The sequence below is a fragment of the Kineosporiaceae bacterium SCSIO 59966 genome, from assembly GCA_020881835.1.
GTDB lineage: Bacteria > Actinomycetota > Actinomycetes > Actinomycetales > SCSIO-59966 > SCSIO-59966.
The window spans coordinates 418,727-442,151 of sequence record CP052876.1 but is presented as its reverse complement, the minus strand read 5'-3'; the positions used below and the strand labels follow the sequence as shown (position 1 = coordinate 442,151).

Annotated in this window: 27 protein-coding genes; 8 read left to right on the top strand and 19 right to left on the bottom strand. The window is 73.0% G+C overall.

Going from position 1 to position 23,425, the window contains the following annotated elements; genetic code table 11:
* Positions 1-4: 4 nt before the first annotated feature.
* The 18 genes from HJG43_02140 to HJG43_02055 form a co-directional block, all read right to left on the bottom strand.
* Positions 5-454: a flagellar hook capping protein gene (locus tag HJG43_02140; GenBank protein ID UER53552.1), complete on the bottom strand. Its 450-nt coding sequence runs from the start codon at positions 452-454 to the stop codon at positions 5-7.
* A gap of 21 nt (positions 455-475) precedes the next feature.
* Positions 476-1,318, bottom strand: a complete 843-nt coding sequence (locus tag HJG43_02135; GenBank protein ID UER53551.1) for a hypothetical protein — start codon at positions 1,316-1,318, stop codon at positions 476-478.
* Positions 1,319-1,764: 446 nt separating this feature from the next.
* Positions 1,765-2,790, bottom strand: a complete 1,026-nt coding sequence (locus HJG43_02130) for a transglycosylase SLT domain-containing protein (protein ID UER55629.1) — start codon at positions 2,788-2,790, stop codon at positions 1,765-1,767.
* Between the two features lie 56 nt (positions 2,791-2,846).
* The gene (locus HJG43_02125; GenBank protein UER53550.1) at positions 2,847-3,302 is read right to left on the bottom strand and encodes a hypothetical protein; all 456 of its coding nucleotides are present in this window, start codon (positions 3,300-3,302) and stop codon (positions 2,847-2,849) included.
* Complete coding sequence (locus HJG43_02120) at positions 3,299-4,627, bottom strand: FliI/YscN family ATPase (protein ID UER53549.1); 1,329 nt, start codon at positions 4,625-4,627, stop codon at positions 3,299-3,301. The genes HJG43_02125 and HJG43_02120 overlap by 4 nt, the downstream gene beginning before the upstream one ends.
* A complete protein-coding gene (locus HJG43_02115) occupies positions 4,624-5,343 on the bottom strand; it encodes a hypothetical protein (protein ID UER53548.1) in 720 nt (239 codons plus the stop codon). Before HJG43_02115 ends, HJG43_02120 begins: the two co-directional genes overlap by 4 nt.
* Entirely contained in the window at positions 5,327-6,370 is a 1,044-nt protein-coding gene (gene fliG / locus HJG43_02110) for a flagellar motor switch protein FliG (protein UER53547.1), read from the bottom strand. Before fliG ends, HJG43_02115 begins: the two co-directional genes overlap by 17 nt.
* A 3-nt stretch (positions 6,371-6,373) precedes the next feature.
* The gene (gene fliF / locus HJG43_02105) at positions 6,374-7,978 is read right to left on the bottom strand and encodes a flagellar M-ring protein FliF (protein ID UER53546.1); all 1,605 of its coding nucleotides are present in this window, start codon (positions 7,976-7,978) and stop codon (positions 6,374-6,376) included.
* On the bottom strand, positions 7,978-8,301 hold the full coding sequence (gene fliE / locus HJG43_02100; protein UER53545.1) for a flagellar hook-basal body complex protein FliE: 324 nt from the start codon (positions 8,299-8,301) through the stop codon (positions 7,978-7,980). Before fliE ends, fliF begins: the two co-directional genes overlap by 1 nt.
* A gap of 2 nt (positions 8,302-8,303) precedes the next feature.
* The gene (gene flgC / locus HJG43_02095; protein UER53544.1) at positions 8,304-8,702 is read right to left on the bottom strand and encodes a flagellar basal body rod protein FlgC; all 399 of its coding nucleotides are present in this window, start codon (positions 8,700-8,702) and stop codon (positions 8,304-8,306) included.
* Positions 8,699-9,037, bottom strand: coding sequence for a flagellar basal body rod protein FlgB (flgB, locus tag HJG43_02090; GenBank protein ID UER53543.1), 339 nt, complete (start codon positions 9,035-9,037; stop codon positions 8,699-8,701). Before flgB ends, flgC begins: the two co-directional genes overlap by 4 nt.
* Before the next feature lie 51 nt (positions 9,038-9,088).
* The gene (locus tag HJG43_02085) at positions 9,089-10,714 is read right to left on the bottom strand and encodes a DUF342 domain-containing protein (protein UER53542.1); all 1,626 of its coding nucleotides are present in this window, start codon (positions 10,712-10,714) and stop codon (positions 9,089-9,091) included.
* A 27-nt stretch (positions 10,715-10,741) separates the two neighbouring features.
* Positions 10,742-11,035, bottom strand: a complete 294-nt coding sequence (locus HJG43_02080; GenBank protein ID UER53541.1) for a hypothetical protein — start codon at positions 11,033-11,035, stop codon at positions 10,742-10,744.
* Positions 11,032-11,424 carry a flagellar export chaperone FliS gene (gene fliS, locus HJG43_02075; protein ID UER53540.1) on the bottom strand — a complete coding sequence of 131 codons (393 nt, stop codon included), beginning with the start codon at positions 11,422-11,424 and terminating at the stop codon, positions 11,032-11,034. The genes HJG43_02080 and fliS overlap by 4 nt, the downstream gene beginning before the upstream one ends.
* Positions 11,424-12,794: a flagellar filament capping protein FliD gene (gene fliD, locus HJG43_02070; protein ID UER53539.1), complete on the bottom strand. Its 1,371-nt coding sequence runs from the start codon at positions 12,792-12,794 to the stop codon at positions 11,424-11,426. Before fliD ends, fliS begins: the two co-directional genes overlap by 1 nt.
* The gene (locus HJG43_02065; GenBank protein UER53538.1) at positions 12,781-13,092 is read right to left on the bottom strand and encodes a hypothetical protein; all 312 of its coding nucleotides are present in this window, start codon (positions 13,090-13,092) and stop codon (positions 12,781-12,783) included. Before HJG43_02065 ends, fliD begins: the two co-directional genes overlap by 14 nt.
* Positions 13,093-13,152: 60 nt before the next feature.
* Complete coding sequence (locus HJG43_02060; protein UER53537.1) at positions 13,153-14,004, bottom strand: flagellin FliC; 852 nt, start codon at positions 14,002-14,004, stop codon at positions 13,153-13,155.
* A 103-nt stretch (positions 14,005-14,107) separates the two neighbouring features.
* Positions 14,108-14,962, bottom strand: coding sequence for a sigma-70 family RNA polymerase sigma factor (locus HJG43_02055; GenBank protein ID UER55628.1), 855 nt, complete (start codon positions 14,960-14,962; stop codon positions 14,108-14,110).
* 192 nt (positions 14,963-15,154) lie between these two features.
* On the opposite strand from HJG43_02055, the gene HJG43_02050 reads away from it, so the two are divergent.
* The 8 genes from HJG43_02050 to HJG43_02015 all read left to right on the top strand — a co-directional run bounded on the left by HJG43_02050 (position 15,155) and on the right by HJG43_02015 (position 22,777).
* Positions 15,155-15,712 carry a flagellar protein FlgN gene (locus HJG43_02050; protein ID UER53536.1) on the top strand — a complete coding sequence of 186 codons (558 nt, stop codon included), beginning with the start codon at positions 15,155-15,157 and terminating at the stop codon, positions 15,710-15,712.
* A 1-nt stretch (position 15,713) separates the two neighbouring features.
* The gene (flgK, locus tag HJG43_02045; protein ID UER53535.1) at positions 15,714-17,093 is read left to right on the top strand and encodes a flagellar hook-associated protein FlgK; all 1,380 of its coding nucleotides are present in this window, start codon (positions 15,714-15,716) and stop codon (positions 17,091-17,093) included.
* 30 nt (positions 17,094-17,123) lie between these two features.
* Complete coding sequence (flgL, locus tag HJG43_02040; GenBank protein UER53534.1) at positions 17,124-18,053, top strand: flagellar hook-associated protein FlgL; 930 nt, start codon at positions 17,124-17,126, stop codon at positions 18,051-18,053.
* A gap of 38 nt (positions 18,054-18,091) precedes the next feature.
* Entirely contained in the window at positions 18,092-18,496 is a 405-nt protein-coding gene (locus tag HJG43_02035) for a flagellar assembly protein FliW (protein ID UER53533.1), read from the top strand.
* A gap of 141 nt (positions 18,497-18,637) precedes the next feature.
* On the top strand, positions 18,638-20,671 hold the full coding sequence (gene flhA / locus HJG43_02030) for a flagellar biosynthesis protein FlhA (GenBank protein UER53532.1): 2,034 nt from the start codon (positions 18,638-18,640) through the stop codon (positions 20,669-20,671).
* Complete coding sequence (locus tag HJG43_02025) at positions 20,655-21,836, top strand: hypothetical protein (protein UER53531.1); 1,182 nt, start codon at positions 20,655-20,657, stop codon at positions 21,834-21,836. The genes flhA and HJG43_02025 overlap by 17 nt, the downstream gene beginning before the upstream one ends.
* Entirely contained in the window at positions 21,833-22,471 is a 639-nt protein-coding gene (locus tag HJG43_02020) for a PilZ domain-containing protein (GenBank protein ID UER53530.1), read from the top strand. Before HJG43_02025 ends, HJG43_02020 begins: the two co-directional genes overlap by 4 nt.
* The gene (locus HJG43_02015; GenBank protein ID UER53529.1) at positions 22,472-22,777 is read left to right on the top strand and encodes a hypothetical protein; all 306 of its coding nucleotides are present in this window, start codon (positions 22,472-22,474) and stop codon (positions 22,775-22,777) included.
* 32 nt (positions 22,778-22,809) lie between these two features.
* Here HJG43_02015 and HJG43_02010 read toward each other — a convergent pair whose 3' ends face one another.
* Positions 22,810-23,403: a hypothetical protein gene (locus HJG43_02010; GenBank protein UER53528.1), complete on the bottom strand. Its 594-nt coding sequence runs from the start codon at positions 23,401-23,403 to the stop codon at positions 22,810-22,812.
* Positions 23,404-23,425: the final 22 nt, after the last annotated feature.

The window sequence follows — 23,425 nt, the reverse complement described above, 5'->3', positions numbered from 1 at the left end:
TTTCTCAGACCTGGGGCGGCGTGCCGGTGGCAGCGCCGATAGCGGTGACGCGGGCCATCGGCACCTGGACGTCGCCGATGGTGAGGACGGCGCCGGCGGCGTCGAACCGGGCACCGCTGACGGTGCCGCTGACCTCGCCGACGGCGTCGTCGTAGTAGGTGACCTCACGGCCCACCAGCGAGCTGGCGCCGAGCATCCGGTTCGCCGACAGCAGCTCGGCGTTCGTGGACGCCATCTCCTCGAGCGTCTCGACCATCGTGAACTGGGCGGTCTGGGCGAGGAACTCGGTGCTGCTCGCGGGGTTCAGCGGGTCCTGGTACCTCAGCTGGGCCACCAGCAGCTGGAGGAATGCGTCCTGGCCCAGGTCGTCCGGCTTGGCGGCGGGGGCTGCCGGTGCGGACGAGGCCGCCGTGACGGCGAGCGCCGCCGGGACTGCGGTGCTGCTCTCAATCATCTGATCTCCTGTCCTCCGGTCTCACAGCCGGACGTCGATGGATCGCCGCGGGTGGCCGTCAGAGCCGCGTTCGGCGAGACGGTGCTCGGTGGGCGCTGTCGTCACGGACCCGTCGGTGCCCGGGACGCCGGGGACCGCCGGGTCCGCGTCGGGCTCTTCCGGGCGCCCGTCCGTGGCCTCGCCGGAGGCAGCGTGCTGGCCTGCGGTCTCCTCGTCCTCGCCGTGGTCGGGGCCGACCTCGAGGTCCGTGACCAGCAGCCCCGCGGTCTCCAGCTGGGCGCGCAGCTCGGGCATAGCCAGCCGGACGGCCTCGACCGCGGCATCGCTGGCGGCCAGGACGGAGACGGTGACCTGGTCGCCGTCCACCCGGACGTCGACACGCACCGCGCCGAGCTCGACCGGGTGCAGCGACATGCGCAGGACGTGGTCGCCGTCAGCACCTTTCAGGGCGGCGACGTGCAGGCCCAGGTCCGCCGGCGGCACCGGCAGCGGGGTCGGCACTGCTCGCGCCGTGACGGCGTGTCGGGTCGTGGCAGGAGCTGCGGTGGTCGGTGCGGACGACTGGCCCGGGGCGGCCGGCTCGGCGTCCCGCTCCGCCTCCGACTGCGACGTGGTCGGCGCCGAGGCCTCGGCGCCGTGGCCCGCTGGGGCCGCAGTCGGCGCGGGCGCACTGTGCACCTCCCCGGCCGGTCGGACGCCGGACCGTGAGGACTCCGACCGGACCTGCGCGGCATGCTCACTGCCCTCCACGTCGCCCGCCGCCGTGTCGCCGGACGCCGCGGCGGCCGTCGGCGTCCCAGCGGGGCTCGTCCCCGGTCCACCGGTCTGCGGTGGACCGACCGTGGGCGCCTCCGCCTGCGACACGTCGGCCGACGGTGCGACGGTGACCGGCACGGCTGCCGGCGGCGTGGCCGGGACAGCGAGGTCGAGCGGGTCCGATCCAGCGTCCGCGTCTGCGGCTACATGCGCGTCCGCGTCCGCGTCTACGTCTACGTCTACGTCTACCTCTGCCTCTGCCTCTGCCTCTGCCTCTGCCTCTGCCTCTACCTCTACCCCTACCTCTACGACGGCGACGGCGACGGCGGCTGGCAGCGACCCGGGTGCCGGCTCCCCGCCCTCCGGCCCCTCGAGGGGCGCCCCCGGACCGGTGACACCCTGCTCAGCGGCCTGAGGCTCGGGAGCGGTCGGGGAGGTCAGTGCGGCCAGCACACCCGCGAACGCCGTGGCGGTCACGGGATCGTCCGCACCGGGTGGTTGCCTCGTGCCCGCACCGCTGCGGGATGCCGTGGCGTTGATGACCGTGCCGATGCTCATGGCGCCGCCAAAGTGTCGGTGATCTTCCGGACGTAGGCCTGGGTCTCCGCGTACGGTGGAATCCCGCCGTACCGGCGAACCGCTGCCGGGCCCGCGTTGTAGGCCGCCAGCGCCAGGTCCACCGAGCCGAAGGTGCCGAGGTGCTGCGCGAGGAGCCGTGCAGCGCCGTCGACGGCCTGGGCCGGGTCGAACGGGTCGGCGACACCCAGCTCCTTGGCGGTGCCGGGCATGAGCTGCATCAGCCCCTGGGCGCCGGCGTGGCTCACCGCTCGCGGGTTGAACGCGGACTCGGCCTTGGCGACGGCTGCCAGCAGCGCCGGGTCGACACCGTGCTGGCGGCCCGCGGAGACGAACAGGTCCGCGTACGGCGTCCCCGCCGGCAGGACGCCGCCCGCCCAGACGGGGGCCGGCAGGCCGCCGGTCGCGGGCACCGGTTGGCCAGGACCGTCCGGCAGGACCCGGCGGATCGCGGTCGGGGTCTCGTAGACGTCCTGGACCTTGACGACGTCGCCGCTGGACGGCGCGACGATCATCTGTCCGTTGCCGAGGTAGATGCCGATGTGGTCGACCGGGTCGTTGAATGCCACCAGGTCACCGGGACGGGCCTGCGCGAGGCTGGGCACTGCCGTGCCGGCTCTCGCCTGGTCCCGGCTCACCCGGGGGAGGTCGACACCCAGGTCGGCGTAGGTACGCTCGACGAGACCGGAGCAGTCCAGACCCTGGGCCGGATCGGTGCCGCCCCACAGGTACGGCACACCGAGGTACTTGCGGGCGGCGGCCACCACGTCGTCGCCGGTGACGCCCCACGGCTGCGCCGAGGACCCCGACCACGACGGCGACGACGTCAACCCGGCGGTCGCCCCTGCCGTCGAGGGGCTCCACGGCCGGAACTGCGGCCCGGGCGGAGCGCCCCCGGTGGCTGCGAGCGCGGACTGGAAGGCGGCCCTGAAGTCGAGCTGCCCGACCGGCGGCGCGGCCGGGGACGCGTCCCCGGACCGGGCCTGCGGCACCGCGGGAACCATGGCGGCGAAGCGGCCCTGGATCTCGGCGATCCGACCGTGGATGGTGGCGAGCCCGGTCACCGAGGCCTCCTGGGGGACGGTGCTGGAGCGGGGGCGGTGGACCGCTGCTGGTGCCGGGCCCCTGCTCGTTCGTCGTTCGCGCGCTGCTCCGCCTTCAGCAGCTCGGCCGCGGCCGCGGCGCGGCGCCGCTCGTCCCACCGCTCGACCGCCGACACCCGGCGGTCGGCGTCCAGCACGTCGGCGCGGCGGGCGGCGAGATCCTCCTCGGCTCCACGCAGGATCGCGCTGGCCTCGGTGATGGCGAGGGCGCGGCGCAGGCCGAGGTCGTGCACGGCGACCAGCTCACCGGCGCTGAGCTCTGCGCCTGGGTCCCCGTCGGCGAGCCGGGCGGCAGCGTCCCGCGCGGCTGCCCGGGCCTGCTGGACGCCGGCGGAGGCGGCCAGGGCGGCGGCCCGGGCGGTGTCACGCTGGATCCGGCGCACTCGCAGGACGCCGTCGAGCCGGCCGCTCACGAGCCGTCCCCAGGACGGGCGAGCAGCGCCCGCAGCGCCGCCCAGCTCTGGTCAACCGGCACCGTCTCGTCGGTGGCCTGCTGCAGGAAGGCGTTCGCCGCGGACTTGAGCTGCAGGGCGCGGTCGACGGTCGGGTTGCTGCCGGCCGCGTAGGCGCCGATCTCGACGAGGTCGCGGGCGTCGCGCTCGGCGGCGAGCAGTCCGCGCAGCTCGGTCGCCGCGGCCCGCTGCTCCGGCGTGGTGAGCACCCGGTCCAAGCGGCTGACCGACTCCAGCACGTCGATGCTCGGGTAGTGCCCGGACGTCGCCAGTCGGCGGGACAGCACGACGTGCCCGTCGAGCAGCGACCGGGCGGCGTCGCCGATCGGGTCGTTGAGGTCGTCGCCTTCGACGAGGACGGTGTACAGGGCGCTGATGCTGCCGGTCTCGCCGGCACCGGCACGCTCGAGCAGCCTGGGCAGCAGGGTGAACACGGACGGCGGGTAGCCGCGGGTGGTCGGCGGCTCGCCGGCGGCCAGGCCGATCTCGCGGGCGGCCATCGCCACCCGGGTCAGGCTGTCCATCATCAGCAGGACGTCGCGACCGGCGTCCCGGAACCACTCCGCGATCCGGGTGGCGGTGAGGGCCGCGCGCATCCGGACGAGTGGCGGCTCCTCCGCGGTCGCCACGACGACGACCGCGCGGGCCAGGCCGTCGGGGCCGAGGTCGTCCTCGATGAACTCGCGCACCTCCCGGCCACGCTCGCCGACCAGGGCGAGCACGACGACGTCCGCGGCACTCCCCCGGGCGATCATCGACAACAGGGTCGACTTGCCCACCCCGGAACCGGCGAAGATGCCGGTGCGCTGCCCGCGCCCGAAGGGCACCAGGGTGTCGAGGGCCCGGACCCCGAGCGGCAGGGGGGTGGTCACCCGCTGGCGTCGCAGCGGGTGCGGCGGGACGCCGTGCACGGTGACGCGTTCAAGGTCGGGCGGCAGCGCGCCGTCCAGCGGCCGGCCGAGGCCGTCGAGCACCCGGCCGAGCAGGGCAGGGCCCACCGGGACGGTCAGCGGGGCCGAGTCGGCCTCCACGGGGGCGCCGGCCCGAACCCCGGTGAGGTCTCCGAGGGGCTGGCAGACGAGGGTGTCGGCGCGGACGGCGACGACCTCGGCGGGCACCAGGTCGTGGTCGCCGCGCTCGATGTGCACGGCGTCGCCGATCGCGGCCTCGACGCCCTCCACCTCGACGGTGCTGCCGAGCAGCTGGCGGACCCGGCCGGTCACGCGCGGCCGGGCGGCACCGGCAGCCGCGGCGACCCGGTCGGCGAGCAGTGCGGCGACGCTCATCCGCCGAGCACCTCCCGGACCCGCTCGAGCGCGGGGCCGAGGCGCGCGTCGACGTGCCGGCCGGCGGAGTCCGCGAGGCAGTCGCCGACTGCGACCGTGTCGTCGGGGACGATCTGGACGGTGCGCTCGGGTGCCAGCAGGGAGAGGTCACCCAGGGCCGCGACGTCCGCCGGGTTCATCCGGACGACGACCTCGGCCGTGCCGGGCAGCAGCGCCAGGGCGCGCGCGATGGCCTCCGTGCCGGGTGAGCTGGCCAGGGCGAGCTCAGCGCCCAGGAGCATCTCGGCGAGGTCGACGGCCGCGCGGGCCAGCGCGTCCTGGACCTCGATGAGAGCCACGGCCTCCCGCGCCAGCAGGTCCCGGGCGGCCTCCTCCAGAGCGGCGACCGCGCGGGCCGACGACGCGCGTCGCCCGGCCTCGACCGCCTGTCTGCGACGCTCCGCCTCGTCGGCCGCAGCGGCGGCCTCCGCTGCGGCGACCCGGCGGCCCTCCTCGTAGCCGGCGACGTACCCGGCGGCGCGTCCCTCCTCGGCGGCCTGCCGGGCCGCCCGGTCGACGACCTCGGCAAGCACCGGGTCGTTCAGCCGGGGGTCGGCCCGGCGTCCGGCGTAGGGACTGGTGCGCAGGTCGACGTCGAAGCGGGCCGGCCGGCACTCGCGGGCCCGTTCGCCGCGCAGCGGCGTACTTGTCAGCAGCACCTCAGACGACGAACTCATCGCGCTCCCCACGGCTCACGGTGATCTGGCCGGCCTCCTCGAGCGCCCGGATCGCCTGCACGATCTGGCCCTGGGCCTCCTCGACGGCGCGCAGCCGGACCGGGCCGAGCAGCTCGATCTCCTCCGTGAGGTTGGTGGCGGCCCGCTGCGAGAGGTTTCTCATGACCTTGTCCCGGACGTCGGCGCGCACGCCCTTGAGCGCGGTCGCGAGGTCCTTGGTGTCGACCTGGCGGAGCACGACCTGCACGGACCGGTCGTCGAGGTTGACGATGTCCTCGAAGACGAACATGTGGCTGCGGACCTCCTCGGCGAGGGCCGGGTCGCGCCGCTCGAGGCCGTCCAGGATGAGCCGCTCGGTGCCGCGGTCGGAGTGGTTGATGATGTCGACCAGCGGTTGCAGGCCACCCGGCTGGGCGTAGTCCGCGGACTGCAGCACGGACGAGAGCTTGCGTTCCAGCACGGTCTCGACCTGCCGGACCACCTCCGGTGAGGTGCGGTCCATCAGCGCGAGCCGGTGGGCGACGTCCGCCTGCAGGTCCTCCGGCAGCGCGGAGAGCACGGCTGCGGCGGGGCCCGCCGGCATGTGCGCGAGCACGAGCGTGATCGTCTGTGGGTGCTCGTCCTGGAGAAACGACAGCACCTGCTGGGGGTCGGCACGGCGGAGGAACTGGAAGGGCATCTCGACGAGCGAGCTCTGCAGGCGCTCGAGGATCTGCCCGGCGCGCTCCGCACCGAGGCTCTCCTGGAGCACCTCGCGGGCGAACTCGATGCCCCCGCGGCTGTAGTAGCGGCGGGCCTGGGCCAGCTCCTGGAACTCGGTGAGGACCGAGTCGACGGTGTCGCTGCTCACCGAGCCGAGGCGGGCGATCTCACCCATCACCAGCTCGACCTCGCTGTCCCGCATGGACCGCAGCACCTTGGCCGAGTGCTCCGTGCCGAGGTGCAGGATGAGCACGGCGGCCTTCTGGACTCCGCTGAGCTCCTGCGCCGCCGGGTCGACGACGACGTCGGACGTGGTGACGGCCACCGGTCAGCCCCTCCGGTCCGCGAGCCAGCCGCGCAGCAGCTGGGCCACCTCGTCGGGCTGCCGCTCGACGAGATCGTTGATCTCGGTCTGGACGGCGAGGCGCCGGGCCTCCTCGGGCTGGAGCTGCCGCGGGACCTGGGCCGGCTGGTCGGCCGCGGTCAGGGCGCCGCGCTCGTCGGCCCCGGTGAGCTGCTCGGCACGCTGCTGCTCCTCGATCCGCAACGGGTACAGGGGGATCGGTACCGGTGTGCGCTCCCGGCGGCGCAGCGAGCGCAGTGCGACCGCGACCAGAGCGCCGACGACGACCAGGATCACCCCGGTGCGGATCATCGACATCATCTGCTCGCGCTCAGCGGCAGCGGCGGCAGCGGCAGCGGCCTCCTGCGCGGCGTCCGCCGCGCTGGTGTCGAAGGCCATCTCGTCGATGGTGATGACGTCGCCGCGGCCGGCGTCGAGCCCGACCGCCGCCGCGACGAGCTCCTGCACCTCGGCCGTCTGGACGGTGCCGGCGGCGGCCTGGTCGAGCACGACGGCCACCGACAGACGCTCCACCGTGCCGGGGGCGGCCGTGACCTCCTCGGTGGTCTTGCCCACCGCGTACGTTCGCTCGGTCTGCTCCTTGCCGTACTCGCTGTCGCCGCCGCCCTCGGGCAGCTCCACGTTCTCTGGTCCGAGCACCCCACCGACGGGGACGCCGGTTCCGGTGTAGTTCTCCACGGAGATGCTCTCGCTGACGGCCGGCGCCTCCGGGTCGGTCTCGAACGACTCCGTGACCGTGGTGCGCTCGTCGTAGTCGAGAACCGCGTTGACGCGCACGACGGAACCGCCGGGGCCGAGCACCTTGTCCAGCATGTCCTGCGCCGAGTCGGCAAGCTGCTGCTCGAAGGCGCGGGTCTGCTCGGACCGCGCGTCCTGCGCAGCGGCCGCCGCGCCGTCCTGCCCGGGCTCGTTGAGGACGTTCCCGGCGCTGTCGGCGACGGTGACGGCGGTGGGGTCGAGGCCCTCGACGCTGGAGGAGACCAGGTGGACGATGGCACGGACCTGACCGGAGTCGAGGGTCTTGCCCGGCGCAGGGGTGAGGAGCACCGAGGCGGAGGCCTGCCGGACGTCGTCCTGGAACAGGGGCTCCTCGGGCATCACCAGGTGCACCGAGGCGGCCTGCACGGAGTCGATGGTGGAGATCGTCGCCGCGAGCTCACCCTCCAGCGCGCGCTGGAAGTCGACGCGCTGACGGAACTCGCTCGTCGTGACGCCCTGCTCGTCGAGCAGGGCGTAGCCGGTCGGCGCCTGCTGCGGCAGCCCGGCCGCGCTCATGTCCAGCCGAAGCTGCTGCACGTCGGCCTGGGGGACGAGCACGGTGCGACCGCCGTCCGCCAGCTCGTACGGTGTGCCGGCGGCACTGAGCTCCTCGACGACGGCGGCGGCGTCGGCGGACTCCATCCCCGAGTAGAGCGGCACCATCGTCGGCTTGGCCGCCCAGGTGGCGAACAGGACGCCGCCGAGGAGTACCGCGAGAACCGCGACCACGGTGACGGCCTTCTGGCCGGTCGTGAAGTCCGCGAACATCTCACGGAACCGGCGGGCAGTCGCGGACAGCTGCCCCGGCATCAGATCTGCATCCGCATGATCTCGGTGAACGCCTCCACCGCGCGGTTACGGACGGCGACGGTCAGCTCGGTGGCCACCGCGGCCTGGGTGCTCGCGATCGTGTAGTCGTGCACGTCGGTCAGGTCCCCGGTGGCAGCGGCCCTGGCCAGCTGGTCGGAGGTGGTGTGCAGGTCCTGCAGCGCCGAGATCTGGCCCGAGAGCATCGCACCGAAGTCGGCGGCCAGCTCCTGCCCGGTGGCGGGTGCGGCCGCCGGGGCGTCGGCCCCGGGCAGGGTCGGCAGGACGGGCGGGGTGGTCAGGCCGCCGACAGGTGGAATCGACACGGTCACTTCCCGATCTGCAGAGCGTGCATGTACGTGTCACGGGCGCGGTCGACGACCGTGAGGTTCGCCTGGTAGGCGCGCTGGGCGATCATCAGCTGGACCATCTGGTCGCCGAGGTCCATGTCGGGGTACCGGACGTACCCGTTCTCGTCGGCCAGCGGGTGGTCCGGCTCGTGCACGAGGCGTCCCTCGGGGTCCCCGAAGGTGGCCCCGGCGACGCGAACGCCGCCGCCCTCGCCGTACTCGTCGGCCTGGACGACGACCATCCGGGCCTGGAAGGCGGCCTGGTCGGTGCCGGTGACGGTGCTGATGTTGGCGATGTTGTCCGAGACGGCGTCGAGCCACTTGCGGTGCGCGAGCAGACCGGACCCGGAGATCCCGATGGCGCCGAAGACGCTCATCGCTGCAACGCCGTCCGCAGCAGCTGGAACTTGCCGCTGACCGCTTGGGCGATCATCTGGTACCGCAGGCCCGTGTCGATCAGGGCGAGGGTCTCCTGGTCGAGGTTCACGTTGTTTCCGTTCGTCCGCGTGGGCTCCAGGGAGCGCGCGACGGTCGGCTCGGCCAGCGAGCCGTCACCGTCGGCCATGGCGTCGCGCAGCGCCGACTCGAAGTCCACACGTCCCGCGAGGAAGTGCGGTGTCTCCACGTTGGCGATGTTGTCCGCGATGATCCGCTGGCGCAGCGCCAGGCCACTCAGTGCGCTGTGCAGCACGTCCAAGGTCGGCTGGGTCACGCCCTGGTTCTCGGAGCCGGGGGCCGGCCTCCTTGAGTTCTCGTCGGGGCATTACCCCCGAATGGCCCAAGACGGCTGGGCCAGTGGCGCTGCCGGGGCGGGCTCCGCGGCGGGCTGCTGTGCCAGCGGTACCACGGTGAGCCGCCCGTTCACCCGGGTGGCGACGACGCGGAACTGGTCCCTCGTCGTGGTCACGACGTCCGCGCCGGAGCGAACCCGCACCGAGCGGCGCATCACCTGGCGGGCGACGACACGGCCGGGCTGCTCGTCGAGCTCCGGCCGGTCGAGCTGGCGCAGCCGGTCGGCGATCTCGCCGACACGCCGCCGCAGCGAGGCCTCCAGCTCCAGCAGCCGGTCGGCGGCCTCCCGCCGGCGACCCTGCAGCTCGGCGATCCGTTCGGGCTCCTGGCGCAGCGGGGTCGTCGTGGCCAGCACCCGCTCGAGGACGGTGCTGTGCTCGCGCAGCTCTGCCGTGAGCAGGGCGAGGAGCTCCACCTCCTGAGGGCTGCGGCCGATGGTGATCTCCGTGGGGATGCCGGCGATGGACCCGATCTCCCCGGCGATCACCTCGACCCCGGCGTGCACCACGCCACCTGCGAGCCGGTTTCGCGACGACGGGAGCACGAGACGGACGCCGGCGAGGATCTCGGCCCCGAGCGTCTCGTGCTCGACGACCACGGAGTCCCCGGCCTCGACGCGTCCCTCCCGGACGGTGCCGATCTTGACGTTGCCGTTGCACCGGACCCGTGCCCGGTCACCGACCAGGGCGCCACGGATCCACACCATGGTGCTGGCGTCGATCCTGGCGTGGTCGACGTCTCCGAGGACCACGACCTTGCCGGTCGCCGTGACGAAGAAGTCGGGGAGCACCGACCCGTGCACGATGACGTCGCCGGCGAAGTCGATGGAGCCGGTGGAGAAGTCCACGTCGCCCTCGACGACGAGGTCCGGGCGGACGGACACCTTCTCCCCGACGATCTCCAGCAGACCGTCGATCCCGGCGTGCAGCCGCGTCCCGTCGTCGCTGACCCACACGTTGTCACCCTCGGGGAAGACCGCCGGCTCCCCGGCGGGAGCCTCGATCACCTCACCGTGAACGTCCCGCCCCGGGACCCCTGGCAGGGGCGGGACGAGGACGGCGAGCAGCTGACCGGCGCGCACGTTCGGCATCCGTGCGACGGAGTGGAAGTCGACGCTGCCGTCGTCCCGGACCCGGTGGCGCAGCTCGTGGTCGACGGAGACCTCGTACTCGAGGAATCCCGGCCGACCCTCGGTGGGAGGCCACCCGGAGGCCACCTGGTAGCTCCCCGGGCGGTCGAGGGGGAGCGTGGCGAGGAGGTTCCGGTCGACCCCGAGGCGCACGCCCGCGTCCCGTAGCGCACGGTCGACGTCGTCGTGGCTGAGTCGGGGTTTCCGCGCGCCCGGCGGCTCGACGTGCAGGACGGCGGTGAGACCGTCGTCACTCACCTCGACCGTGAGCCGGCCGTCGGCAGACGCCGGGCCGAGGACGGCGACCGCACGAGGTTCGCCGTCGACGAGGGTCGCCTGGAGGGCCTCCAGGTCAAGCCGCTCACAGCCGTGCTCGTCGGCCTGGCGGACGGCCTGCTCGAAGGTGAGGTCCTCGCCCGGGTCGGGCACGGCCCACACGTACCCGTCGGCCCGGTGCTGCCACCGCACTGTCGTCCTCCTGTCCGGCGGCGGGCTTCAGCCGGTCCGGTCGACGAAACGGGCGGGGGCCGGGCCGGCGGCGGGGCGAAGCCGTCGAGCGACGTCGCTGTGACGGCGGACGCCGGTCATCGCCGCGGCGAGCCGCCGCTCGACCTCGCGGCTCTCGGTCAGCAGCTCCAGGGCCCGGGGCACCAGGTGGCGCGGGAGGGGCCCGAGGCCGGCAGGAGGCTGGAACGGCACCGGGACCGCGCCGTCGTCCAGGGCCTGGCGCTGGGCGGCGAGGGACGCCGCGAGGTCGCGCAGGCACGCCTCCCACGACGGCGCGGTCATGGCGACACCGTGGCCAGCGCGGCCTGCCGCCACGCGTCGCGGAGCTCCTCGGCGATCTGCCGGCACGGGGTGATGCGGGTGACGTCGCGGTCGACGTTGGCGGCGACCAGCTCGCCGTGCAGGAACGCGTAGAGGTCGGCGAGCCCGGCAGCGGCGTCCCAGGCGTCGAGGTCGAGGCTGGCACGTAGCTCCAGGACGATCTCCTGGGCGTGCAGGAGCGCGTCGCGGGCGTCGCCAGCGGGTGCGCCGCCCTGCTCGACGAGAGCGCGCTCAGCGGTGACGAGGTCACGTACCAGCCGGTCGTAGAGCATGACCAGCAGCCGGGCGGGGGACGCGGTGGTCACCGAGTCGCGGGCGTAGCGGCTGCGGGCCAAGGCGCTGGTGCTCATCAAGAGTTCCCCATCCAGTTCGTGGACAGTCCGGCGAGCTGGCTGGACAGCCAGCTGCTCTGCTGCTGGGCGGCGCTGAGCGCGGTCTCCATCGCGGTGAACTGCCGCAGGAGCGTCTGCTCGCGCATCTCCAGCCGCCGGTCGTAGTCGGCGATGCGGTCGGTGAGGCCCTGGACCTGCCGGTTGCGGGAGTCCAGCGCCGAGGTGATGAGGCCGGGGCCGCCCTCGGCGGACTGAGACCGGGTGGCGTCCCCGGCGACGGCGTCGAGTCGGGCGGCCAGGCCGGGAGCGGAGTCGGTGCCGGCACCGATCGCGGCCTGGACGCCGGCCGGGTCGGCGGCGTACGCCTCGGCGAACCTGGCCTTGTCGAAGGTCAGCGTGCCGTCGCGGGTCACGGTGATCCCGGCAGCGCCGGCGCTGCCGTCCCCGCTGCCGCGCACCGCGTCCACGATCCGCTGCTGGAGCAGCCGGGGCAGCGAGTCGCCCATCAGCACTCCCGCGCTCCCGGTCTCGGCGTCGTAGGCAGTGAGGCGGGAGATCTCACCGAGAGCGGCGTTGGCGGCCGAGACCATCTTGTCCACCTTGGCGGTGATGGCGTCGACGTCCGGGCCCACCTCGACGGTGACCGCCGCGCTCGGGTCCGCCTGCTTGAGGGTGAGGGTCACCCCGTCGAGCAGGTCGCTGACCGTGTTGCTGCTGCGCGTGACGAGGTACCCGCCGGGGCCGCCGACGAGCAGCTCGGCGTCGGTGCCGGCGGACGTCTGGGTCAGCGGGCCGAGCGCCGTGGTGAAGGGGTCGGAGCCGTCGGCTGTCGCGGTGACGCTCACCGTGTCGGTGCCCGTGCTGGTCAGCACGAGCCGGTAGCTGCCGGGGGTGTCCTGCACGGCACTGGCCGTGACGCCGGCGTCGGCGTCGTTGATCGCCTTGACCAGGTCGGCGAGGCTGGTGCCCGCCAGGGTGAGGTCGGTCGTGGAGCCACCTCTGGTCAGCGTGATCGCCGTGGTGGTGACGGCGCCGTCCGTGGGGGACGACACCGTGGCGGTTGAGGTGCTGACCTGGTCGGTGGCCAGCTGCTGCACCGCGACCGTGAGCCGGGCGGCCGGCGCCCCCGGGGTCGCGGTGACACCGACCCGGGCGTCGTCGCTGGAGGTGGCCCTGGCCGCCGTCCAGGTGGCAGCCTCGGCGGCGGCCTCGGCGGCGTTGCCGATGAGCGAGAACTGGGTGTTCAGGCCCTGGTAGCCGGTGATGGTCGTCTTGAGCTGGGACTGCTGATTCGCCAGCCGCACCTGGGGGGCGCGCTCCAGCTGCATGAGCTGCTGGACGAGCGCGGTGGTGTCCAGGCCGGAGACCAGGCCGTCAATGCTGACCATCGCGGTCCTCCTTACGGCGCTGGACGTCCATCGCCCAGGCGATGAGGTCGAGAACCACCTCGGGCGGGACCTGCCCGACGACCTGGCGGGTGTCGGCGTCGACCAGCCGGACGACGCGGTGGCCGGTCTGCTCGTGCTCGGCGAGCTCGGCGACCACGCGGTCGGCGGTGACGCCGGCCTTGTCCACGGCGGACTGCGCCCGTGCCACCAGGGCGTCGGTGGACGGGGCGGCCGGCAGGCCTGGGCGCTGTCGCGGCAGGTCCGCCGAAGCGGCCGGGTGGAGCGGGACGGTGCTCACGAGGTCTCCTCAGGGGTGGAGCGGGCTGGTGCCCGCCCCACCCCGACCAGGGGAGGTGGGTCAGCCCAGCAGACGCAGGACGCTCTGCGGGACCTGGTTGGCCTGGGCCAGCATGGCGGTGCCGGCCTGGGACAGGATCTGCGCCCGGGTGAAGGACGTCATCTCCTTGGCCATGTCGGTGTCCCGGATCCGGGACTCCGACGCGGTGAGGTTCTCGGCCGCCACGTTCAGGTTGTTGATCGTGTGGTCGAGGCGGTTCTGCACCGCACCGAGGGTGGAGCGCTGAGAGGAGACCGAGTCGATCGCCGTCTGGATCGTGGTGATCGCGCTGCTCGCGGTCGCCGCGTCCGTGGAGACGTCGAGACCGGTGGTCACGCCCGTCGCACCGTCGAGGGTCCCCACACCGAGGGTTTGCGCGTCCATCGCCCCGATCGAGACCGAGAGCGTCTGGTCGGCGTTGGCACCGATCTGGAACTGCGCGGCGGTGAAGCTGCCGTCCAGCAGCTTCTTGGTGTTGAACTCAGTGGTGTCGGAGATCCGGGTCAGCTCCGACGCGAGCTGGTCCACCTCCTTCTGGATCTGTGTCCGGTCGGCAGAGGTGTTCGTGTCGTTGGCGGACTGCACCGCGAGCTCACGCATCCGCTGCAGGATCGAGTGCGACTCGTTGAGCGCGCCCTCCGCGGTCTGGATCAGGCTGATGCCGTTCTGGGCGTTGGCGACGGCCTGGTTGAGGCCCTTGACCTGGCCGCGCAGCTTCTCGCTGATGGCCAGGCCGGCGGCGTCGTCGGCAGCGCGGTTGATCCGCAGGCCCGAGGACAGCCGCTCCAGGCTCTTGGAGAGCTGGCCGTCGGTGACCGACAGGTTGCGGTACGCGTTGAGCGCCGCGACGTTCTGGTTGATCTGGAGACCCATGGTCGTCCTTCCTCCGTGAGTTGGTCGCCCGGTGCGGGCGCCGGGGTCCCGTCCGTGGGACTCCGGGTGGTGCCTGGCACGCCGTCCGTGGCGTGCCGGGTGCTCATTCGGCGGCGGCGACCTCTTCCTGAGCGGATCCGCGGAACTTTTCCCGGCCGGACGACGCCGTCCGCGGGGCGGGCACGCTGACCCGGGTCCGGTAGTCCGCGTGCGCCGCGACGGCCGCGTAGTAGGCGGCCCGGCGGCGGGCGGCCGCACCGTCCAGGCGCGGCTCCCGGGCACCGGCACCGGCGTCCAGCTGGGCGGCGATACCTTCCCGCATCAGCGCTACTGCCTCGGCGCGCATCTGGGAGATCCGCGACTCACTGACCCCCAGCTCGGCGGAGAGGGCCGCCATCGGCAGGTCCTCGAAGAAGTACCCCTCGACGACCCGACGCAGCCGGTCGGGCAGGCACTCCACGGCGGCCAGCAGGTACGCCTGCCGCTCGCGTTCGAGGATCACCTGCTCGGGGGTGGGCGCGCCGTCGGGCAGCTCGGCGGCGACGTCCCGCGTCTCGGCGACGTGCTGGTAGCTCAGCACGACGGAGCGGTGGACGTCGTCGTCGACCCCGTCGAGGTCCCGCACGGAGATGCCCAGGGCGGCGGCGACCTCGGCCCGCTCCGGCCGGCGTCCGAGCTGGCAGGTCAGCTCGTCGACGACCCGGTCACGGCGGCGCACCTCGGCACGCACGGAGCGGGCGGCCCAGTCCATCCGCCGCAGCTCGTCGAGCAGGGCACCGCGGATCCTCGTGCGAGCGTACGAACCGAACGGGCCTCGCTCGGGCTGGTAGGAGCGCACCGCCGCGACGAGCGCGGCGTTCCCGGCGGAGACCAGGTCGTCCCGGCTGACGTGACGTGGCAGCCGGCCCGCCAGCTCCGCGACGAGGTAGCCGACCACCGGGAGGTGGTCACGGACCAGTGCGTCCTCGTCCGCCGAGGACAGCAGCGACTTGGGCACGAGGACTGCCTCGGGGCGGCGCCGTCCGTGGTTGAGCCGTGACGGCGGGCGTTCGACCGAATTCACCCGTTCGCCACGGCACCGGCCGGCTGTCTCCGGTCCGCGGGCCGGCCCCGCGCTGCGGAACTGCTCAGGTCTTTCCGCAGCGTGCCGATGGTGCAGCTGTCAGCGCAGCACGGGCCGTCGTCGACGGCCGGACGGATCGAGGGTGGAGTGACCGTGGGCGAAGCCTTGGGCGAGGTGTCCAGCACGCTCTGGCGGGAGCGAGAGCTGCTCGAGCTGCTCCAGTTCAAGCTGGAGGAGGAGCAGCTCGTGCTCGCTGCCCAGCGCAGTCGCTGGCTGCCGCACGCCACCCGCGAGGTGGAGATGGTGCTCGAGGAGATCAAGCGCGCGGAGCTGGCGCGGGCCGTCGAGGTGGAGCGGGTCGCCGAGCTGCTGGGCCTGGCGGCCGCGCCGAGCCTGCACGAGCTCATCGAGACGGCCCCGGCCCCCTGGGGTGACATCCTGGCCGAGCACCGCAAGGCCTTGATGGCGGCGACCGAGGAGATCCAGTCCCTCGCGAACGCCAACCGGGACCTGCTGCAGGCGGCTCACCGGGCAGCGCGCGAGGCGCTCGCCGCCCTCAGCGAGCCGGAGACCACCCGCACCTACACCGCCTCCGGACGCGCGTCCCGCCCCTCGGGACCCCGACTCGTCGACGGGGCGATGTGAGGTGTCGAACTTCTCCGGTCTGAACATCGGGCTGTCGTCCCTGTACGCGCAGCAGCGCGGCCTGCAGGTGACCGGCCACAACATCGCCAACGCCAACACCGACGGCTACAGCCGCCAGCGGGTGGACCTGTCGGCCAACCACGGCCCGGTGAGTCCTGCCGTCCACTCCCGCTGGTCGGGTGCCGGCAACGGCGTCACCGTCGACGGCACGGACCGCGTCCGCGACGAGTTCCTCGAGGGCCGGGCGCTCGTCGAGCACGGCCGCGACGCGGCCCTCCGCGCCGTCAACGGGGTCCTGCGCGAGGTGGAGACCACGTTCGCCGAGCCGGGAGACATCGGCCTGCAGGCGCAGATGTCCGACTTCTTCAACGGCTGGGACGACGTCGCGAACAACCCTGACGACCTGGCGGCCCGCACCCAGCTCCTGGAGCGGGCGGAGACCCTGGCAACCGGCCTGAACCGGGCCGCGGCGGGCCTGACGGGGCTGCGTGACGTCTCCGTCCAGCAGCTCGACGCCCTGACCGAGGAGGTGAACGCGACGGCCACCCGGGTGGCCGAGCTGAACCAGGCAGTCTCGGTGGCGACGCGCAGCGGCCTGTCCCCCAACGACCTGGCCGACCAGCGGGACCGGCTGGTCAGCCAGCTGGCCGACCTCGTCGGCGCGACCCGCCAGGTCGACCAGGACGGCATGGTGACCGTGCTGGTCGCCGGCCGCCCTCTGGTCAGCGGTCCCGACACCCTCGAGCTGGAGCTCTCCGGCACCGACCCCGCACAGCTGACCTGGGCCGCGGACGGAGCCGCTGCCAGCATCATGGGTGGCCAGGTGGGCGGGCTGCTGTCCTCGGTGAACGAGATCCTGCCGCGCCATGCCGCGCGTCTCGACGAGATCGCCGCGGCCCTGGCGGACACGGTGAACACCGTCCACGTCGACGGGGTGGACCAGGCCGGGAACGCCGGGCAGCCGCTGTTCGTGTCCGCGTCGGGGCCGCTCACCGCGACCAGCATCCGGGTGGGCCTGTCGGACCCGACTCAGCTCGCCGCCGCGGAGAGCGGGTCTCCCGCGGGCAGCCGGAACGGCGGGAACGCGATGAGACTGGCCGAGCTGGCGGGTGCGACCGGCAGCTCGGACACGCTGTACCGGGCGTACATCGTCGACCTCGGCGTGGAGGTGCAGACCAGCCTCCGGCGCGTCGACATCCAGGCGCAGATGACGGCCCAGGTCGACGCCGCCCGGGAGGCCGTCTCCGGTGTCAACCTCGACGAGGAGATGACGAACATGATCACGTTCCAGCGGGCGTACGAGGCGGCGGCGCGATTCGTCACGTCGGTCGACCAGATGCTCGACACGCTCATCAACCGCACCGGCCTGGTGGGCCGCTGAGCCGGCCCGGCCGCCTGGCAGGAGACTCCCGTGACCGCGTTCCGCATCACCCAGCGCACCGTCGCCCAGACGTCGTTGCAGGGGCTGCAGGGCAACCTCGACCGCATGCAGCAGCTCCAGGAGCAGCTCTCCTCCGGGCGCTCGCTGAACCGGCCGTCGGACTCCCCTACCCGCACGGTGCAGGCCATGCAGCTGCGCGGCGACAACGCCCGCACCGAGCAGTACGCTCGCAACGCCGAGGACGGCCTGGGGTGGCTGGCCACGGCGGACACCGTGCTGACCCGCAGCCTCGACCTGGTGAACCGCGCCCGGGAGGTGACCGTCGCCGGGATGACGGACGCGATCCCTCCGGCGGCACGCGAGGCGATGGCCATCGAGATCGACAACCTGCGGCAGGGACTGCTCGAGGTCGCCAACACGAGGTACCTCAACGTGCCCCTGTTCGGGGGCACCACCTCGGGCGTGGCAGCGTACGACCCCGCCACCGGCACGTACGTCGGGGACAACGGCGTCCTCAAGCGCACCGTTGCCTCCGGGACCGCGGTCGAGGTGTCCTTCACCGGACCAGCGGTCTTCGGTGACGACGGCGACCCGTCCCAGCTGTTCGCCGTCCTGGACCGCATCAGCCAGCACCTGCGCACCGACGCCGACGCGGACGGCGCCGTCGACCCGAAGGTCAACATGGAGGACCTGACCACCGATCTCGGCGACCTCGACACGGCGATCGACCGGATGCTGTCGACCCTCGGTCAGGTCGGCGCGCGGTTCAACCGGGTGGAGACGCTGCGGGACAACGCGGACGACAAGGTCCTCACCGGGACCAGCCGGCTCGCCGAGACCGAGAGCGTCGACCTGGCCAGGACGATCGTCGACCTGCAGCTCCAGGAGGTCGCCTACCAGGCCGCGCTCGGTGCGACGGCACGGGTCATCCAGCCGTCGCTCGTGGACTTCCTGCGCTGAGGCGTGGAATGCGCTCAGGCGTGGATACAGTCGCTGCCGTGCTGACCGATCTGCCCGGCGAGCTCCCGGAGATCACCATCCCTGCCGGGATCGTCGGGTTCCCCGGAGCCCACAGGTTCGCGCTGGTCTCCGTCTCCGACGACGTGCCGTGCTTCGTGCTGAGGAGCCTGGACGACGAGAACGCCCAGTTCGTCGTCGTCCCGCCCACCGTGTACTTCCCCGAGTACGCGCCCTCACTCGACGACGGCACCGCCACCTCCCTCGGGCTGGAGGACGCCGAGGACGCGCTGCTGCTGTCGGTGGTGACCCTCGGCGAACGGGCTGAGGACTCCACCGCGAACCTGTTCGCGCCCATCGTCGTCAACGCTCGGACCCGGACCGCGGCCCAGGTGCTCCTCACCGGCTCCCCGTACCAGCTGCGCGAACGACTGCCCTTGTCCTGACCTGCGACGCGCTCCGGTGGCAACCGGACGGATCACGGCTTCGGGAACCGCCCAACCTGCCCGAGACCCGCCGACCGGCTCAAGACCCGGCTCAAGACCGGGCAGTCCCGATCCGACACCACAGGTGTGGGCCGCACCGTGATGAAGACCGCCATCCCCGCCGCCGTCGTCCTGATCGTCGTCATGCTCGTCGTCCCGCTGCCCGCGGCGGTGCTCGACATGCTGCTGGTGGTCAACATCACCGCCGGTGTGCTGATCCTGCTCATGAGCATGTCGGTGAAGCGGCCGCTGGACTTCGCGATCTTCCCCTCCCTGCTGCTGATCGCCACGATCTTCCGGCTCGCGCTCAACGTCAGCTCCACACGCCTCGTGCTGCTGGACGGCTACGCCGGGAAGGTCATCGACGCGTTCGGGCACGTCGTGATCGGTGGGTCGCTCGTCGTCGGCATGGTGGTCTTCGCCATTCTGGTCCTCGTCCAGTTCATCGTCGTGACCAACGGCGCGGGCCGGGTGGCCGAGGTGTCCGCGCGGTTCACCCTCGACGCGATGCCCGGCAAGCAGATGGCGATCGACGCCGACCTGAACTCCGGTCTGATCGACGAGGACACCGCCCGCACCCGGCGCGCCGAGGTCACCGCGGAGGCTGACTTCTACGGGGCGATGGACGGCGCGTCGAAGTTCGTCAAGGGTGACGCCATCGCCGGCATCCTCATCACCGTCATCAACCTCGTCGGCGGCTTCTTCACCGGCGTCGTCCAGCGTGGGATGCCGATGGGCGAGGCGGTCAACACCTACAGCCTGCTGACCGTCGGCGACGGCCTCGTCGGGCTGATTCCTGCGCTGCTGATCTCGGTCGCCACCGGGATCATCGTCACCCGCTCCACCTCGGACGGGGACATGGCCAGCGACCTGGTCGGGCAGTTCTCCCGCCAGCGCAAGGCGCTGCGCCTCGGCGGGGCCGCGGTGTGCCTGCTCGCCCTCGTGCCTGGCCTGCCCATGATGCCGTTCCTCGTCGTGGGCGGCGCCGTGCTGCTGGCGACGCTGCGCATCCCGGACCCCGACGCCCCTGCCGTCGCGACGGACGACGGGCACGCCGAACCAGCGGCCCCGGCGGCGGACTCCCCGGAGGCGCTGGCCGCCGAGATGCGCGTCGAACCGCTGCAGCTCGAGGTGGCGTACGACCTCGTCGACCTGGTCGACGTGGCCAGCGGTGGGGACCTGATGGACAGGATGCGGGCGCTGCGCCGCAAGATCGCCCTCGAGCTCGGGATCGTCATCCCCCTGGTCCGTACCCGTGACAACCTGGACCTGCCCCCGCACACCTACGCCATCCGGGTCCACGGAGTGGACGTCGCGAGAGGCGAGGCCCCGGCGGGGCACGTGCTGGCGATCGGGGACGACCTGGGATCGCTGCCGGGGGCCCCCACGACCGAGCCCGTCTTCGGGCTGCCGGCGCGCTGGGTACCGGCCGAGTTCGCGCAGCAGGCCGAGATCGCCGGCGCCACCGTCGTCGACCGGGCGTCCCTGCTCATCACCCACCTGGCCGAGGTGGTCCGCGAGCATGCCGGTCGCCTTCTCAGCCGCGAGGACGTCAGGTCACTGGTCGACATGGTGAAGAGGAGCCACCCGACGGTGGTCGAGGAGCTCACCCCCTCCCAGCTCTCGCTGGGCGAGGTGCAGCACGTGCTGCAGGCACTGCTGGACGAGCAGATCTCGATCCGGGACCTGCCCCGGCTCTTCGAGGCGCTGTCCGAGCGTGCCCGCACCTCCAAGGACCCAGAAGCCCTGGTCGAGGCCGCGCGGACGGCGATCGGCCCGGCGATCTCCTCGGCCCTCGCCGAGGACGGCCGGCTGCGGGTCGTGACCTTCGAGCCGCTGACCGAGCAGCGACTGCTGGAGTCGCTGCGCACCGGCGAGGGCGGCAGCTTCCTGGCGCTGGGGCCGCAGGACGCCGAGCAGCTGATGATCGACCTCGCCCAGGTGTCCCAGACCGCTGAGCAGGCCGGTGAGCAGGTGGTGCTCGTCTGTGCGCCGCAGGTGCGGGCGGCAGTGCGGCGACTGGTCCGGGTCACCGTCCCCCGCATGCCGGTGATCGCCTACTCCGAGCTCTCCAGCAGGCTCCAGATCGAGACGAGAGGTGTGATCGACCTTGCCCGGGATGCAGTTACAGCTTGAGGGACCTGACCTCGACGAGCTGCTGGCTCGGGTGCGCCGAGAGTGCGGTCCCGAGGCCCGCATCGTCCAGGCTGACCGGGTGCGCACCGGGGGGATCGCCGGCTTCTTCAGCCGAGAGCGGTTCGAGGTCCTCGTCGAGGTCGAGGACGTGACCGACCCGACGGAGCTGACCGACACGACCGAGCTGCCCGACCCGACCGGGCTGCCCGACACGACCGGGCTCACCGACACCACCGGGCTCACCGACACCACCGAGCTGACCGAGATGGCCGACCGGGTCAGCACGGCGGAGCGCTTCGCTGCGCTGCGACGTGACAGTGACAGTGACAGGGCCAGTGCCAGTGCCAGTGCCAGTGCCAGTGACGAAGCACAGACCGCCTCACCCGAGGAGCCGGCCGCAGCACCGGCAGCCGCACCACGAGCAGCCGCATCACGAGCAGCCACACCACCTGCCACCGCGAGGCCCGCCGTGTCGACCGAGTCGGCCTCGTTCCGAGAGGTGCTGACCAAGCTCACCAGGCTCTCGGGGGTCGAGGACCGCTCGGGCCTGCCGGCACCCGGCGGCCCCGTACCGGACGGACAGGCACTCACCTCGATGGTCACAGCGGTCATGCGGCTCCCCGAGCCGCCCGCTGCCCGGCTCGGCGACGGGGACGTCCTCGCCCTGGTGGGCGAGACGACCGCCGCGATGCGCCTCGCACGTGACGTGGCGGCCGAGACCCGGCTACCGGCCGACGCGATCACGCTGGTGAGTCGCGGGGGGCCGACCGAGCGGCTTCCCGCCAGACTGCGGGCCAGCGGCCCGGAGAGTGCAGCGCAACGACGGGCCCAGTGGAGCCGGCGAACCCACCCGACGATCGTCGTGGTGGACGCGCCGCTCAGCCTTCGCGGCGTGCAGTGGGCAGCGGAGACCCTCAGTGCACTCCAACCGTGCACGACGTGGGCGGTGGTCGAAGCGTCCCGCAAGCCGGAGGACGTCAGGGCCTGGGTCGAGCGGCTGGGCCGTGTCGACGCCCTCGCCGTCGACGACCTCGACTCGACAGCGGACCCGGCATCGGTACTCGCGGTCGGCGTCCCCGTCGCTCGCCTCGACGGTCGGCCCGCGACCCGCAGTGCGTGGGCGGGCGTGCTGGCCGCACGGCTCGCCGACCAGGGGGCCCGGTGACCGCGGACGACGGCCGGCTCGAGGCCCGAGCATGGCCCAGGGAGGGCACACCGCTGCAGGTGCGGCTCGGCGCCGACCCGGCGCTCGCGCAGAGTCTGGCGCGGGCCTTGACCAGGCACGACCTCGTCGTGTCCGCACCCGTGCGGCTGATCGGCGGGTCCGCGGTCACGGCGCTGCCTCCCGAGGACGGGCGCGTGATGCTCTTCTGGGAGAGCCCCGCGGGCCGAGGGTCGCTCGCCGCACAGCTGCAGGACCATGACCGGCACGACTGGGTCCTTCGTCCCCTGGGCCCAGGGCAGCTGCAGCAGCGCCGGGCGGCGGTGCGCGAGAAGGTCCGGCTGCCGATGACGTTCACGGCGGGCGCTGCGGAGGTCCCGGGGCACACCGTCGACATCAGCGAGACGGGGCTGCGCGCCGTGCTCGTCAGCGAGCCGCCGACGGGCCGGGCGACCGTTGTGCACCTGACGCTGGACGGCGTCGACCTGTCCGTGCCGTTCGTGGTGCTGCGGTGCGAGCAGACCGACAGCGGGACGTGGGTGGTGACCGGCCGCTTCAACCACTCACCACGTGTCGCCGACGTCATTCGCCGGTACGTCTTCACCCGGCAGCGCCAAGCAATCCGGAGAGGGCTGTAGATGGAACCGACACCACCGCCTGCCACCCCGGGGCCTCCGGTGGGGATCGTCCTGCTCGGCACCCTGCTGATCGCCGTCCCCCAGCTCCCGGCCCTGCTCTCACAGCACGAGCCGCTGGAGTCGTTCGCCGTTCGCATCCTCGCGGCACTGCTCATCAGCTGGGCAGGGTGTGAGGTGGTGTACCGGGTGATGCACCACTACGCGCTGCGGAACGCCCTGGCTGCGCGGCAGGAGGAGGATGCGCCGGAGCGGCCCCCGGGGGGCCAGCGACGAGACGACCAGCCGGCGGGACTCCCCGACGACTGAGGACCGAGCCGCTCCTCGAGCACGCCGTCGAACTACCTGTTCAGGCGCACCTCGTCCATCCGGCGGTCCAGCTCGGCGTTGGCCGCGTCGATGACCTCGTGAAGGCTGTGCCGCAGGCGAGAGATGCCGCGCTCCAGCTGCGTGATCCGCTCGATGGCCGCCTGGAGGCCCTCGTCGGACAGCGATGCCGGCACGCTGGTCCGCGGGTCGAGAGCGGCCGCCTCGCACTCCTCCACGGAGTCCGTGACCGCCTCGACGGAGCCGACGGAGCGCTCCGCGACCCGCGCCGAGGTCTCGGCCAGGGCGGGAGCCAACGAGGCGACGAGCTCCTGCATCGTCCGAGCACCGGAGCCGTACACGCCGTCCTCGGCCCGCTGCCGTCGCTGGCGGTCCATGATCAGCACGTCCAGCCGGCCCTGGAGCAGGCGGCGCACGTACGACACCCGGTCCTCGCGAGTCTGGGTCTCGTCCCGACGGGCCCGGATCTCCTCCTCGTCCATGTCGTCGAACCCCAGGACGAGGGCGACGTCGAGGAGGCGCTCGCCGTGCCGCGGGTCCCCGTCCTCGAACGGCGCACGGAGCCCGCCCTGCGGGGAGCTGGCCGGAGACGGCCGATCAGGTGGCACTGTCAGCGCACCTCGCTCGCGG

Bases quoted from the DNA above. Each gene is read 5' to 3' on its own strand.
- HJG43_02140 (UER53552.1), bottom strand. From the start codon at position 454: ATGATTGAGAGCAGCACCGCAGTCCCGGCGGCGCTCGCCGTCACGGCG.
- HJG43_02130 (UER55629.1), bottom strand. From the start codon at position 2,790: ATGGTTCCCGCGGTGCCGCAGGCCCGGTCCGGGGACGCGTCCCCGGCC.
- HJG43_02120 (UER53549.1), bottom strand. From the start codon at position 4,627: ATGAGCGTCGCCGCACTGCTCGCCGACCGGGTCGCCGCGGCTGCCGGT.
- HJG43_02115 (UER53548.1), bottom strand. From the start codon at position 5,343: ATGAGTTCGTCGTCTGAGGTGCTGCTGACAAGTACGCCGCTGCGCGGC.
- fliF (UER53546.1), bottom strand. From the start codon at position 7,978: ATGCCGGGGCAGCTGTCCGCGACTGCCCGCCGGTTCCGTGAGATGTTC.
- flgC (UER53544.1), bottom strand. From the start codon at position 8,702: ATGAGCGTCTTCGGCGCCATCGGGATCTCCGGGTCCGGTCTGCTCGCG.
- HJG43_02080 (UER53541.1), bottom strand. From the start codon at position 11,035: ATGACCGCGCCGTCGTGGGAGGCGTGCCTGCGCGACCTCGCGGCGTCC.
- fliS (UER53540.1), bottom strand. From the start codon at position 11,424: ATGAGCACCAGCGCCTTGGCCCGCAGCCGCTACGCCCGCGACTCGGTG.
- fliD (UER53539.1), bottom strand. From the start codon at position 12,794: ATGGTCAGCATTGACGGCCTGGTCTCCGGCCTGGACACCACCGCGCTC.
- HJG43_02060 (UER53537.1), bottom strand. From the start codon at position 14,004: ATGGGTCTCCAGATCAACCAGAACGTCGCGGCGCTCAACGCGTACCGC.
- HJG43_02050 (UER53536.1), top strand. From the start codon at position 15,155: ATGGTGCAGCTGTCAGCGCAGCACGGGCCGTCGTCGACGGCCGGACGG.
- flhA (UER53532.1), top strand. From the start codon at position 18,638: ATGAAGACCGCCATCCCCGCCGCCGTCGTCCTGATCGTCGTCATGCTC.
- HJG43_02025 (UER53531.1), top strand. From the start codon at position 20,655: ATGCAGTTACAGCTTGAGGGACCTGACCTCGACGAGCTGCTGGCTCGG.
- HJG43_02015 (UER53529.1), top strand. From the start codon at position 22,472: ATGGAACCGACACCACCGCCTGCCACCCCGGGGCCTCCGGTGGGGATC.